The following is a 13,918-nucleotide window of genomic DNA, read 5'->3' as shown; positions in this document are numbered from 1 at the left end:
AAAGAGGTGATGAACTTGAGGTTTTGAGGGAATCCCTAGAAAAATCCGACAGGTTATTATTGATCAATGCTATGGGCGGTGTTGGAAAAACCAGTCTTGCCAACGCATTATTTAACCGCTATAAGGACAGTTACAAACACCTGATCTGGTTGGACGCAAAAATCGGCGTTAAGGAAGCTTTCATTAATAGCACAGCCCTGATCGATAATCTCGGTATATCAGAAGAAATTGCGAAACTCAATGACGGTAAACAAAGTGGAATCAACCGCTGCTTTGATCTTTTAGTGAACAGGCTAAGGACTCTGGAAAAATATGGTCTGCTTGTTATCGACGATGCTGATGAAAAAATGGAAGTTCTTGCTCCGGTTCTCTCACTGACAAATAACTGGAAAGTTCTTGTTACTTCAAGAGATCTTCTAGAGGGTTTCGAAATCTACCGTCTAGGCTTCCTTAGTTTAAGAAGTACCGTAAATCTCTTTTTTTACTACGCAAAAATAGATCGAACAAATGTTACTGTGCCTATCGTCGAAAAAATAGTAAGTGCGGTATGGTGTCATACGTTGACTGTTGAGCTACTCGCCAAAACAATCCGTGAAAATGACGGATTTACCATACAGCATTTACTGGAAGCTTTGACAACAGGTGGGATCAAAGCTGTGCCGGATTATGAGATAAAGACTAACTATGCCCAAGAAAAGTCGGGTCGGGAGACTGTCCGAACAACTACCAATGCCTGCCTCAAAATTGCTTTCGATATTAACGGATTTTCTAAAGAACCCCTTCTGGAATCTATTCTGATAAATTTTTCCGTATTACCGCCTATACCTATCAGTTACCTCTCAATCGAAAAGATTTTTGAAATTTCCGCAGGCGACTCGGTTATTTTTAATAACGCGCTGAAAAAACTGGTTGATACAAGCTGGCTGGTGAAAAGTGACAAGGGATATCATATGCATCCAGTGATACAGGAAGTTACAAGGGAATACAGTAATGTAACGCCGGAAAAAACAGCAAAGCTAATAGAAGCTCTTACTGATATCTCCAAGTCATTCGATGCAATGCCATCAGCTGTCCTGTTTTTGTTCAGCAGCTATATTAAGACGGTCATAGATACTTTTGAAAAAACAGAAAATTCTGCCGTAGCAAACCTTGCTTACAACTATGCGGTATTATTGAGAAATATAGGCAGGCCAAAAGAGGCGCTGGCTTATCATGACATTGCAAAAAGATACAGGGAAAAAAAGGAACCCGGATCAGCTTCCCTTGCCGAAGTCCTGTGTGGAATAGCGGCTGTTAAAATAAACCAGAATGAATTGAAGGAGGCACTTGATCTGCAGACTGAAGCCCTGAGATTACAGCAACTTAATCTTGCACCCGACGATTTTAATATTGCTATCTCACACCATAATTTGGGAGTGATCTATAAAAAAATGAGTGATATAGATTCTAAGTATCAGGAAACCGCCCTGACTCATTTACAAACCGCTGTTGATATTCTGTCACCCGACCAGGATCACCTAGAAGAGCTGGCTACCTCGTTGATCCTAAAAGGACAGTTAGAAAAACGACAGCACAAATATGAAGATGCAAGAAATTCTTTTGGAGATTCGTTAAAAATACGGTCAAAAATTTTTGGCAATGAGCACCATAAGACTATGAAAATTCAGGAAGATCTGGCAATGATCTATAAGCTTGAAGAAAACTGGGATGAGGGCTACAGATTGATGCATGCAGCAATGTTGGTCCTGACGGAATATTATGAGCCAACCAGCCATTCCCTGGGGGCTTCACATCACAATTATGCCTATTTTTTATTTAAGAAAGGTCTTATCGAAGAAGCAATACTTGAGCAAAATAAAGCCGTTAATATTTTTAAATTACATTTCGATAAAGGCAATACACAACTAGTGAAAGCAGAGGAACAACTTAAATATTTTCTCGGCAATAGCTAAATTTTCCTGAAAACGAACACACGGAAATAAACAACAACTCATGTTTTCAAAGAATATCTATTTCCGGGCATTAAAAAGGAGGCAAGAAATCTGGATTCTTTAAAAAAAAGTAACTAAAATCCGTTTGCAGGAAACTGACGAACAACTATTTACGTTGTACCATTTTACGCACTTTCCTAACCCTAAAAAGATTAGGTCCTTAATTAATCCGATTGCCGTTCACCGTATTTAATTTCGCTTTGTATCACTAGTTTTTGTATTTTAAACCATGAAAAGGGAGGAACTCTACGATATATTCATAACTAATCCGGCAATCCATATCATCCGGCTGAAAAATGCCCATTGGGTCTTACCCTTTCTGTTTGGTATTTACAAAGAGCAAAACCGGGCCGTACTCCAGGAATCCCAGTTAATACAGTTACTGATTGAAACACTGATTGCCAATGAGGACGGCATCGAAGATGTATCCGAAGCAAAAATCATCTTTGGTGACGATGAACAAACTAGAAGCCGTAAATACCTTACCAACTGGGTGCAAAAAAGATTGCTGCAAGATTTCCAGCATACCGACGGGCTGGTGTATTATCAACTCAGCGCCAGCACTGAAAAAGTTTTTCAATGGATGCAGACCCTTAAAGTGCGTAAACATGTTGGAACGGAAAGCCGTTTCCGTCTTTTGTTTAATTCATTGCAGGATATCGTCGAGCATACAGAAGAAGATAACCAAAAAAGACTGTCGCTTTTAAAAGATAAAAGAGCTGAGATCGACAAAGAGATTAAAGCAATTGAATTAGGAGTGCAACCTGAAAGTTACTCCGGAGAACAGGTACAGGAGCGGCTGGAATTATTCACGAGATTAAGCTATGAGCTGATCAGTGACTTCAGGGAAGTCGAAGACAATTTCAAGCAGATCCACAGAAGTATCGTTGAGCAGCATACCAAAACGGAACAGTCCAAAGGAGCTATTGTGGGATTTGCCTTTGAAGCCTATGACGCATTGAGACAAAACCCGCAGGGAAAAAGCTTTTACGCGTTTTGGGATTTCCTAATATCAAGGGTCGGTAATCAGCACTGGGCCGAACTTACTGACCGAGTGGTTAAACTCGTCAATGAAAGAGAGATTCCAAGCGACAGCTATTTTCTTCAGAACGTGAAGTCGATGTTGCTGCAACAAGGTAAAACAGTGTATGACGCGAATGATAAAATGGCAGAAAAGCTTAGCCGTATAATTACAGAAAAAGAGATTACCAAACACCGCAGGTTGCGCAGGCAGATCGCAGCAGTTAAAGAATTGATCTTTGACCTTATGGATGATGACGATGTAATGTGCGGTATGTACCTGGAAGAAGGCCCGAATATAAAGATGGTGATGGAACGTAAGCTGACGCTGCAACAAAAAAAAGGTGCCGGCATTATTCAGCAACCGTTGGCACAAAAGCAAGTGATTGCTGATCCTGAACGTTTCAGTAAAATGGTCAATACCTCTTTTATAGACAGGAAGAAATTATGGCTGAAAGTAGAAGTCGCCCTTGAAAAAAAAGCAACTGCAACGCTTAAAGAAATCCTGGAAGAGCAGCCGCTTGAAAACGGTATCGCAGAAATCGTAAGTTACTATGGTTTTATGCGTGACAAGAAATCAAGGGTGCAGGTTATCGGTAATGCGACGGAACTTATTCCTTTAAACACGGAGGCAACCAGGTTTGCAGAAGTACCTTATCTTTTATTCAGTAAATAAAAATTTTATCATGCAATCTCAAATACTGCCTTATATAGGGGTGTTTATTAAACTCGTCAAGGGACCGGTCGATTATACCGAAAAGTCTATTTGGGAAAAACTATTACAATACAAAAAGGAACTTACTGCTTTTTTACCGCAGATGGGCTTGCAACTGGTTTTAGAGGAAGAAGACGGCTACGCCTATATTGAACAGACTTCGCAGGAGGAAGATGAAAATGCGGTAAGCTGGATCACCCGGCGTTCTCTTACTTATGAAGAGAGTATCATGCTGATTCTTCTCCGTGATATGATGGCCGAATTTGAAACAAGCGAAAGCAGCAACAGGGAGCTGATCAGGAAAAGGCGGGAGATAAAAGAATATGCTGAATTGTTTTTCAAGGAAAACGCCAGCAGGGTAAAATTTCTAAAAGAGATAGACCGTCTCATTGACAAAGCAGCGGACTTCGGTTTCCTGACCCTTGTTGATGACCAGGAAGTTTTGGATGAGCAGCGTTTCCGGATAAAAAAAATCATTAAGGCGAAAATCAGCAGCGAACAGATCGATGATTTTACGCTACAGCTAACACAACACCGATCAAAAAAACAATTGCCTGACCCTAAAGTTTGACAGCAAGTATGCAACTAAACGTATTTAGTACTGACAATGAAAAGAGCGGCTTCCGGCTACAATATATGGAAGTCTTTAATTGGGGAACTTTTGATGAAACCATTCACAGCATTCATCCCGGCGGCGAAACCAGCTTACTGACCGGAGCTAACGGTAGCGGAAAGACGACTTTCGTTGATGCGCTACTTACTCTTATCGTTCCCGAAAAGCGATATCGATTTTACAACCAGAGCAGCGGCAGCGAGAAAAAGGGAGACCGGACCGAAGAGACGTATCTTCTCGGTGGTTACGGGTCGATCAACACCGAATCCGGCAGCTCAACAAAGACCTTATACCTACGTGAAAATAAGGAAACGGCTTATAGCATCATACTCGCACATTTTGCCAACGAAGCCGAACATTCAGTAACCCTTTTCCAGGTGCGCTATTTCGTCAATGCCGATATGAAAAAGTATTACGGTATTGCGCACAAGCAAATCAAGATTGAAGATGATTTTAAGCCATTTGATCTGGGGGGCAACTGGAAACGGACTATCGACCAGCGTTATAACAAAGGTCCACGGAAGTTTGTGGAATGGTTTGATACTGCAAGCAAATATGCGCAGCGTATAGTAACTGTGCTGGGTATGCAAAGTATACAGGCGCTCCAACTTTTCAATCAAACGGTGGGTATCAAGGTTCTCGGAAACCTTGATGATTTTATCAGGACGCATATGCTGGAGTACCGAAATATAGAAGAGCAGTTTCAGGAGCTGAAAAAGCATCTTTCCACGCTGCTTGATGCGCGGAGGAATATTGAAAAGTGCGAGGAGCAGCTGTCTATGTTGACCTTTGCAAAAAAACATTTCGAAAAATACACGGCTGCCCAAGAGGCTCAACAGAAATTCAGGGAAATGCTTGATACTGGGGTGATATGGCATAAATACACCCGGTATAGCCTTTTGTTTACTGTAGCAAATGAGCTAATCGCTGAGATAGCAGTGTATACCGACAAAATACAGCTTCAAGAAAAAGAAGTAAAAAGGCTATCCGAAGAAGGCAGACAGCTTCGCAACCAGATAGACCAGAATGAAGCAGGCAAGCGTTTGCAGCATCTGGAGCGTGAGCTTCGGGCAACTGGGGACAAAAAAGATCTCGCGTCTTCGAGACTTGGGGAATTTAATCAATGGGTGAATAAACTCCATCTGACTGAAAACAACATTTCAGATGAGGCGTCTTACCTACGCGTTAAAAAGGAGAATGACAGGAAATCGCTTACCCTCGAAAGGGAGCAGCGGCTCAACGGGGATGACGAATATGATTCAAGGAAAATTGCTGAAAACGGAGAGCGAGAAAAGGCGCATATAGAAAATGAACTCAATGGTATGCTACTAAGTAAAAGCAATATTCCTTTATATCTCGTAGAGATTCGTAGGAAAATAAGCGAAGCACTTGGTATAGCCACAGATGAACTTCCTTTTGCTGGGGAACTTATGCAGGTAAAGTCCGAAGAATTGTCATGGCAGCCGGCACTTGAGAAATTACTGAGGCCCTTTTGTCTGCGCTTAGCCGTACCGGATAAGCATTATAAAAAAGTAAGCAAGTACGTTAATAAAGAAAATCTCAGGAACAGGCTGGTGTATGAGCATGTAAGAGATACTACACTTAACCAATTAGGTGAAGAAGGAACGGTTCATGAGAAGCTGGAATTTAACCCCGATCAAAAATTGAGTAAATGGGCGAATCAGCAGATCATAAGATTATATGATTATGCATGTGTTGAGGATGAACGAACTTTTGATCGTTTTGACAAAGCAGTTACTATTAACGGACTGAGTAAAAACGGCCAGCGGCATGAAAAGGATGATCGCGCAAGTAGCAATGACCCTTTGAATTACGTAATGGGTTGGAATAATGAAAGAAAACAACAGGCACTCCTGAAGAGAAGAGACATACTGACTGAAGAAATTGGGAAAGCTCGCGAAGTATTGTACCGTTGCCAGGCTAAATTAAAACGCCTGCAGGAGCAGTTTTATGCAAACAACAGGATCAAGGAGCATCCTGGATTTGAGGAACTCAATGTTGCCGGATTGCAGCTTGCAATGCATAAAATCAAGGAACAGCTGGATTTACTTACCAAAGAGGACAAAGCTTTAAGCCAGTTAAAAAGGCAACTCGAAGAAATTGAGAAAAGCACCAGTAAGGCATCTGACCTGAAAGACCAGTACGTGCGAAGTGAAGCAGTAGCAAAAGAAAAACAAGAAAGTATAGCCAAGCAAATCATAGAGTTAACCACTGTTGTTCAGGAGTTCCGGGAAGAGGACAAAGATAAACTGCTGAAATTTCAGCAACAGCATAACAGCATGTTATCATCAATATCGCTTGATAACCTGGACGAAAAATACCGGAGCTTCAGGGATGCCAATGAAACAGAAATGGAGAAAAAGACCCGGGAGGTTACAGATGCTGAAAAGGCTTTAAGCCAATCGTTATATAAAATCAAAAACCCTCCTTCAGACATTATCAACAAATATCCGGACTGGCTGGGAGATGTGACAGGCCTGCCAGAAGACGTGAAGTATGCCGGCGAGTACATGGAGTGGATGGAAAAACTGACGACAGAAAATCTGCCGAAATACAAGAAGGATTTTGAAAATTACATCAATGTCACCATTACTTATAAGATCGGTGGACTCAACGAAGAGCTGGAGAAGTGGGAACGGGATGTGAGCCTGAGCATAACGAGGCTAAATGAATCGCTGAGAGGAATTAATTTCAACCGGATGCCGGATACTTATGTTCAATTAAGGAAACAGGCTGTTCCGGCGGGTACTGAAGTGAGGCAATTCCGAACAGAGCTACTGGATGCCCTGCCACAGGCAGCCAACTGGCAGCAAAGCAGTTTTGAAGAAAAGTCACAGCACTTTAATCAAAAAATTCATCCGCTGATCGAGAGCCTCGATGCCAATGAAAATTACAGAAACAAAGTGCTGGATGTGAGGAACTGGTTTGAGTTCTGGGCGGACGAAAAATACAGGAGCACTGAGGAACTGAAAAAAACGTATCGGCAGATGGGACAACTTTCGGGTGGTGAAAAAGCTCAACTAACCTATACGATCCTTTGCAGTGCCATCGCATACCAGTTTGGTATTACCAAGGAAGGCAAAAACAGCAAAAGCCTTCGCTTTATAGCCGTTGACGAAAGCTTCAGCAACCAGGACGAAGAGAAAGCCACCTATCTTATGGAACTCTGTAAACAACTGCACCTGCAGCTATTAGTCGTTACGCCCAGTGATAAGATACAGATCGTACAGGATTTTATTGCCCATGTTCACCTGGTGCAGCGCGTCAACAACAGAAACAGTGTGATCTATAATATGACGATCAAGGAATTAAAAGATAAAATGGAGAACGTATAATTTGCCAATGAACAAATTTGATTTCATAGTACAGCTGGAAAAGAGATACCGGGACTTTTTAAAAAACCGAATTGCCGAAAATCAATTCGAGCAAATTGTATTGCGTGGAGGAAAGGCAAAACCTTCAAATTCAATCGACCTGCATGAGAGCGTAGGGCTGTTTTTAAAGTATGAAAAGAATGATACAAGGAAAGGCTGGTATATTGAATGGGAAAATTGGTTCAGCAAAAAACTGGGACAGCAAAGATGGCCCGCTCAAATAAAGGTACAGACTGAGGAAGATTTTCTTTTTTTAATAAAAAAAGAAAACGAGATTTTATTGTTTGATCAAAAACTGGAGGAATTAAGAAAATGGAGACCTGAAATAAGTAGTTGGCTTATTGAACAGCCTGAGGCAATATTGAGATATTTGGATAGATGGCAAGGATTGAAATCAGTTATTGATTTTCTATTGTTGCATGATGTATCTACTTTTTACATGCGTAATCTACCGGTTCCTGTACATACAAAATTTATTGAAGAAAATGAAAGTCTAATTTTGGCATTGATCCGACATTTCGATCCTGAGAGATTTAGGAGTGAAGATACTAAGTTGAGTAGAGTCATAGGTATAAAACGAAAACCTGTTTTGTTTACAGTTCGCTGGTTGGATGAGTCTTTGGCTGCACGCTACAGTCATGGAATGGAAGTTTTTGGAATCACGCCTGAAAATTTAAAAAAACAGCATTGGCAAGTAAAAGAAGTGTGGCTTGTCGAAAATGAGACGGCGCTTTACATGTTTGATAAGCGTGAGCATTCAGTAGTAATATGGAGCCGTGGCAAAGCGTTGGAATTACTAGAGGATATTCCTTTATTCAATGATGTTGCATTGTACTATTGGGGAGACCTAGATGAAGAAGGCTTTTCTATGCTCAGCCAGTGCCGAAAATTATATCCGCGGGTCCGTGGAGTATTAATGGATGCCGATACTGTTGAATACCATCTGGAAGAAATAAGGATTCAGCCGGTTGCCTATAAACATCGGCAATTCAGCGAATTGGCGGAGGCTGAAGCGAAGGCCCTTGAAATATTGTTTACTATAAATGGAAGACTGGAACAGGAAAGTCTCAATCATAAATTCATACTTAAAGTTATTTCGACCTTGATTGGCAATTAATAGCGTCGCCAGCTTACATAATGTCACTATAACTGTAGCCGCTCATGTCCTATTTTTTTGATTTTGTATTTTCCCGTTTGAAAATTGACTAAAAATCGTGAAATACCATAATTGCAAACATTTATCACTATGTGTATCTACTATACAGACAAAACCGGCCTTACTTATATCAGCGGAGAACATATTTTTCCTGCTGCAATCGGAGGCATACAAAAGCTATTGCCTGGTACAGTCAGTGATCAGTTCAATTATGATATTTCCAAATTGGAACTGGATTTCATCCGAAAGTCTTTTGTTGGAATAGCCAGACAGGTGGAAGGCCCTGGCAAGAGGGGAAAATTAGCGGATAAGTATGCGACAAAATCGCCAATAACAGTAATTCAGAGCCTAAATGAAGACAGTACCTTTTCACTGGGATATATCAAGAAAGGAAGATTATATGAAATCCCGCAAGTTCTTTTGAATACTTCTACCAGCGAATTTTCAATAAGCTTTGATAGCACGACAGTTTCCAATATGGGACAGGCGATTGCAGAATTTAAAAATAGATGCGCCGACGTTGAAAACTTGCGCATTAAAAATATTATATGCGAACTGCTCACAGAGCATCAGATACTTATAGGCATTGAAGAAAATATTGAAGAAAATTTTAACTGCTTCATTGCGACAGCCTCAGAGGAAATAACAGTTAGTGCTGAAAAAATAAAAGCCATTGGAGCGAGCCTGCACTATAACGGAATTCCACTGCAACATAAAAGCTATATGCCTCAATCCAATGGGAAGGCAAAATTTTCGTTTGACTATTTCCGCCTCTATGGAAAGATGGCTTTTAATTTCCTTGCTTTTCTCAAAGGCAGTGAATTTGTCTTATCCAAAGAGTTCGATCCTCCCAGGCAATGGATTGTAACTGGTGGGGATAATAAATTTGCCTCGTTAAATAAGGATAATTACAGCCCTGTAAAAGAAATTGGTATCAACCTTCCAGTTGCATGTCATTACATACTGATCTTCAAATTAGAAAACAAACTGGTGGCATCAGTTTATTTGTATGAAGCTCTTTCAGTTGTCATAGAATTACATTCAAATTTCACCCAAAATTTTTCTACCGATGGTTTTATCTGTGACTGGAAAAACCGTAAAGAATACAGATTGTTTGAATACATCGCCCAAAAAATTGTAAGAGACTAAGAACTCCTGTTCAATTATACTTATCAAATTTACTCTTTCCCAGAACTTTCATTAACCTGCCTTGAGGGACAACCCGTGATAGTGTAATCAATATAGTAATCTTTATACCCAAGCAGTTTTAATATCACCCTGTTAAACAATACTTCGTAAGTTCTCGTTAATATCAAGTCGTCATAAGCCGTTTCATCGTCTTTGTAATCCCTCGAACTATGTGCCATTTTATTCCTGAGGTTGATCGCTGCTTTTTCATTGTCACCTATATCCAATCCCAAAAGACAAAAGAAAAAATTGATTTTTTCGCTTGGTACTTTTTGATTTGCTCCTTTTATTTTATTGAGCATGACATTACCGCATTCGAGGCCAGATAATTTTTTCTCCAGTTTTTCCAGTTCTTCTTTTATCAAATCCAGGTATTGTTTTGAAGGCATGTTTTCCATTTTGAATTTGCCGGTATGCTTCAGGTATTTGCCCGCTAAAATTTCGAGTGCATTGGCCAGTAAAGGAAGATTAACTCCTACCGGAAGCCTTTTGGCAATCCAGTACCGTGACAACACCTGGTTAAGTGCCAGTATTTCCGCAAGCTTTAAATAAGTTGGTAACAACTGATTTGTTAACCACGAAAAATTACCCCACTCATATTTCCGGTTAAATTTTACCGGCGGCATGGCGCTTTTATTTTCTTCCTGGTATAGGCGGGATACGTTATGAAAAAAGGCTTGAGTTAACACTTCACCACTAATTTCGGAATAGCCGACATGTGTCAATTTATTTCCCAGTATAAAAGAAATAAAATGTTTCAGCTTTCTTACCAATTGATTGTATGCTTCTCCAATCTCTACAGATCGGAATTCAAAACAAATACCTTGCATCCCTTCAGCAAGAAAAACCTTTGGAACTTTTGCTATAATAACTTTCACTTCAGGCAAATTCACCTGAATATGGTCCCTTGATGAAGAACTACCGGAGTAGAATCCCGCTGCTTTGTCATTTTCGTCTATCCCTACTCTTTGCCTTTTAATCAGACAATTCAAATTCCTGTAAGTAGTCTCGTCAAAGTGATCAGGTATTTGCGGGCATACAAACCATTCGAGCCTGGTTTTATCAGCTAACCCATTAGATTCTATAAAACTGATGTGCAGTGCATCGAAATGAATATCAATATCAAAGCCGTATGCATCACCCTGCCTTTCCCATGAATTGCTGTGAAGGTTTCCCAAAATACAACCAGACAGTGTGATTGTATTTCCATTTTTATCATTGCCTGTCACTGTATCCTGTTTGATGATATTCCCTTTGCCAACAAAAATGTCTTCTTCAACATCCATAGGTTGAGACAGGAAAGTTTCAATTTTTCCACAGAGTTTATAATCGTTATCACGGTCAATCCGGATTATTGCAGTTGCAGGAATACCATACTCAATCTTTTCAAATTGTATGTTGGTAATTTCGAGTGGAAATACAGTTGCTTCCCATTCAAGGCAGGGAACATAAAATTGATTGTTATCCATTAGCAAATGATTAAATGAGCATTGGATTTTTAACAAATATCACATTTCTCCTTTACAGTATTTTCAATTGATAAGCTGCTTTAACCAAACCTGCTGTATTTTTCGCATGAAGCTTACTTAATAGATTCTGCCTGTGTGTGTCTACCGTTCTTTTGGTGATGGAAAGGGTTTCAGCAATTTCGCCGTTCGTCATTTCCATAGCAATCATTTTCAAAATTTCTAATTGCCGTGGAGTAAGTTGTGAAGGTTCCTGTAGTTGTATGATACTGTTTTCTTTGCTGGAATTGATCAACTTCAGCGCAGCAAGGTTACTGAAATAAGGTTTATTATCCAATACAGACCTAATGGCGTTATAGATTTCTGCAGGTTCAATACTTTTCAACACATATCCTTTTGCACCAGCATCCATCATCGCCTGGATACAGGGGAGTTCATCATAGTGACTTAACACCAGAATTTTAGTTAACGGTTTATGTCTGAGAATCCGATAAATGGTTTCCACTCCTGAGATACCGGGTAACTGGTAATCTATAATAATAAGATCGTAGTCATAACGGTTGGACTTTTTCAGTCCTTCTTCCCCGCTCTCGGCTTCTGTAATTCTGAACGAAAGTAATTTCTTCAATGACTGCAGCATCATCTTAAAGCCCTGACGAACCATTTTATGATCATCAATTATGAGCAGGCTGAGTGTAAGTAAATCTGTTTCATCGCTGATCATGTTGGTTAATTTAAGGGTATATTAATTTTGTAAGTCGTCCCTTTGCCCAAGACGCTTGTCAATTCAAATTTGCCATCATGAGATCTTACCCTTGATTCAACATTTTTCAGGCCCATACCATTTGAGACTGTAAGCAAGTCAAACCCGCATCCGTTATCCCGCAATTTTAATGAAAGCATATTTTTGGTACTCCTGAACACAACACTTACCTGATCAGCTTTACCGTGCACGATTGCGTTATGTATAAATTCCTGAATTACCCGGTACAGATCAATATTCAATGAAGAAAGCATTGGAGGCAGCTGCATTTCTTCACGGATATCAAACTTTACATTGTTTCCTATAACAACCGAATCACAAAACACTTCGACTGCCTTCACCAGGCCAAACTCTTCCAATGAACGTGGCATAAGATTAAAGCAAATATTACGCACGTCGGTGATCATATCAGCCATTGCAGTGTTTGCCTGCTGGAGTACCTGCTGCTTGCCCTTATCCTTTGTGAGACCGGCAGTAGTACTAATAAAAAATTTGATCCCTGACATTTGCTGTATCAGACTGTCATGCAGGTCTTTTGCCAGGCGTATGCGTTCCTGTTCCTGCGTATCAATCATTGCCCTTATGACCAGGTTCTCTGTCCTGATGCGATAACTGATATCCGTTGCCGTTAGTAGAATCCTATGTTTCCTGTTACCGTCCTCGAAGTAAACTATGTTGACCTTGACAGGTATAATATTCCCAAGTGCAGTTTTAAGCCTGCACGATTCATAATGAACCGCCCCTCTTTCTTTTAGGATAGCGAGCATTTTTCGAAAATGAGGAATCCCCCTAAACATCAGGATATTTAATGGCTTACCTTTCAAGTATCCCTTTTCAAATTTGCACTGTACATCAGCTGCATGGTTGGCATCTTCAATAACCCCGCTTTTATTCACCACCAGGACTATATCAGTTACCGCATTAAAAATATTTGTGAAATAGTTTCTCGAAATCATAACAGCTTTTAATTCCTCTCCCAACATATTGACACTTGTAGCTATACCATCGATTTCGTCAAGGCTGTCGGAGATCTTTATGTGTTTGTCAAAATTACCCTGGGAGTAACCGCTTATCAAAGCGTTGATCTGTTTTAAACGTGGGTCCATAGCATGCAAAATTTTATTGTATGAATTTTTTAAGCCATTTTTGGGCACTGGCAGGATTCTTAAATAATCGAACAGGCATTGCCGTTCTGTTAACTGCAATAAAAAAATTCCCTACAATGCGCTGGAATTCCGAGTCAATTACGATAGCTGTGGCGATAAGTCCGACAGTAGCTTCAGGAGAAGAAAGGTAAGTCCTGGCAGGTCTGTCCATACTGGTAATGCCGTGGCTTAATATCATTGTCGCCATTGGCTTTCCCCCGGTAAATTCCAGTCTCCACTTTACAATCTCCTTTGCAATCTCAAGGTTGATGTGCAGCTTTTCTTTGTAGTCTCCCACAAGTATCTGATCCTTGATATAAAGGTGCACGTAAGGGTTTTCGTGTTCCATTAAATAAAGCTAAATATATAGTTTGAAATTTTTATACGTGTTTATACGTAGAGGAAGTTTTTATCTAAGTATTTAAAAATCAGTTTTTTATACGTTTTCAGGCACAAAATAAATGAG

The 13,918-nt window shown here is 40.1% G+C and carries 10 protein-coding genes; 6 read left to right on the top strand and 4 right to left on the bottom strand.

Annotated features, from left to right (window positions below; all coding sequences use genetic code 11):
- Nucleotides 1-23 precede the first annotated feature (23 nt).
- The 6 genes from QM738_RS13610 to QM738_RS13585 all read left to right on the top strand — a co-directional run bounded on the left by QM738_RS13610 (nucleotide 24) and on the right by QM738_RS13585 (nucleotide 10,039).
- Nucleotides 24-1,952: a tetratricopeptide repeat protein gene (locus tag QM738_RS13610; RefSeq protein WP_462277273.1), complete on the top strand. Its 1,929-nt coding sequence runs from the start codon at nucleotides 24-26 to the stop codon at nucleotides 1,950-1,952.
- Nucleotides 1,953-2,220: 268 nt separating this feature from the next.
- Nucleotides 2,221-3,687 (top strand): DUF3375 domain-containing protein, encoded by a 1,467-nt coding sequence (locus QM738_RS13605; RefSeq protein ID WP_462277272.1) that lies wholly within the window; start codon nucleotides 2,221-2,223, stop codon nucleotides 3,685-3,687.
- A gap of 10 nt (nucleotides 3,688-3,697) precedes the next feature.
- Nucleotides 3,698-4,297, top strand: coding sequence for a DUF4194 domain-containing protein (locus tag QM738_RS13600; protein ID WP_462277271.1), 600 nt, complete (start codon nucleotides 3,698-3,700; stop codon nucleotides 4,295-4,297).
- A 65-nt stretch (nucleotides 4,298-4,362) separates the two neighbouring features.
- Entirely contained in the window at nucleotides 4,363-7,695 is a 3,333-nt protein-coding gene (locus QM738_RS13595; RefSeq protein WP_462277270.1) for an ATP-binding protein, read from the top strand.
- 7 nt (nucleotides 7,696-7,702) lie between these two features.
- Nucleotides 7,703-8,851, top strand: a complete 1,149-nt coding sequence (locus tag QM738_RS13590; protein WP_462277269.1) for a Wadjet anti-phage system protein JetD domain-containing protein — start codon at nucleotides 7,703-7,705, stop codon at nucleotides 8,849-8,851.
- Nucleotides 8,852-8,962: 111 nt separating this feature from the next.
- A complete protein-coding gene (locus tag QM738_RS13585; RefSeq protein ID WP_462277268.1) occupies nucleotides 8,963-10,039 on the top strand; it encodes a hypothetical protein in 1,077 nt (358 codons plus the stop codon).
- Between the two features lie 29 nt (nucleotides 10,040-10,068).
- On the opposite strand, the gene QM738_RS13580 is transcribed toward QM738_RS13585, so the two are convergent.
- From QM738_RS13580 to QM738_RS13565, 4 genes are read right to left on the bottom strand one after another with little or no spacing between them, the layout of a single operon-like run.
- Nucleotides 10,069-11,547, bottom strand: a complete 1,479-nt coding sequence (locus QM738_RS13580) for a hypothetical protein (protein ID WP_462277267.1) — start codon at nucleotides 11,545-11,547, stop codon at nucleotides 10,069-10,071.
- A 52-nt stretch (nucleotides 11,548-11,599) separates the two neighbouring features.
- Nucleotides 11,600-12,268, bottom strand: a complete 669-nt coding sequence (locus tag QM738_RS13575; RefSeq protein ID WP_462277266.1) for a response regulator — start codon at nucleotides 12,266-12,268, stop codon at nucleotides 11,600-11,602.
- A gap of 5 nt (nucleotides 12,269-12,273) precedes the next feature.
- Complete coding sequence (locus QM738_RS13570; protein ID WP_462277265.1) at nucleotides 12,274-13,413, bottom strand: PAS domain-containing sensor histidine kinase; 1,140 nt, start codon at nucleotides 13,411-13,413, stop codon at nucleotides 12,274-12,276.
- 13 nt (nucleotides 13,414-13,426) lie between these two features.
- Nucleotides 13,427-13,801, bottom strand: a complete 375-nt coding sequence (locus QM738_RS13565) for a DUF7793 family protein (protein ID WP_462277264.1) — start codon at nucleotides 13,799-13,801, stop codon at nucleotides 13,427-13,429.
- Nucleotides 13,802-13,918 lie beyond the last annotated feature (117 nt).

The organism is Ferruginibacter sp., from assembly GCF_049840995.1.
Lineage (GTDB): Bacteria > Bacteroidota > Bacteroidia > Chitinophagales > Chitinophagaceae > Ferruginibacter.
Note: the sequence above shows the minus strand (reverse complement) of the source record. Positions and strands in the feature narration are given on the sequence as shown.

Bases quoted from the DNA above. Each gene is read 5' to 3' on its own strand.
- QM738_RS13605 (WP_462277272.1), top strand. From the start codon at position 2,221: ATGAAAAGGGAGGAACTCTACGATATATTCATAACTAATCCGGCAATC.
- QM738_RS13590 (WP_462277269.1), top strand. From the start codon at position 7,703: ATGAACAAATTTGATTTCATAGTACAGCTGGAAAAGAGATACCGGGAC.
- QM738_RS13600 (WP_462277271.1), top strand. From the start codon at position 3,698: ATGCAATCTCAAATACTGCCTTATATAGGGGTGTTTATTAAACTCGTC.
- QM738_RS13580 (WP_462277267.1), bottom strand. From the start codon at position 11,547: ATGGATAACAATCAATTTTATGTTCCCTGCCTTGAATGGGAAGCAACT.
- QM738_RS13565 (WP_462277264.1), bottom strand. From the start codon at position 13,801: ATGGAACACGAAAACCCTTACGTGCACCTTTATATCAAGGATCAGATA.
- QM738_RS13570 (WP_462277265.1), bottom strand. From the start codon at position 13,413: ATGGACCCACGTTTAAAACAGATCAACGCTTTGATAAGCGGTTACTCC.
- QM738_RS13595 (WP_462277270.1), top strand. From the start codon at position 4,363: ATGGAAGTCTTTAATTGGGGAACTTTTGATGAAACCATTCACAGCATT.
- QM738_RS13575 (WP_462277266.1), bottom strand. From the start codon at position 12,268: ATGATCAGCGATGAAACAGATTTACTTACACTCAGCCTGCTCATAATT.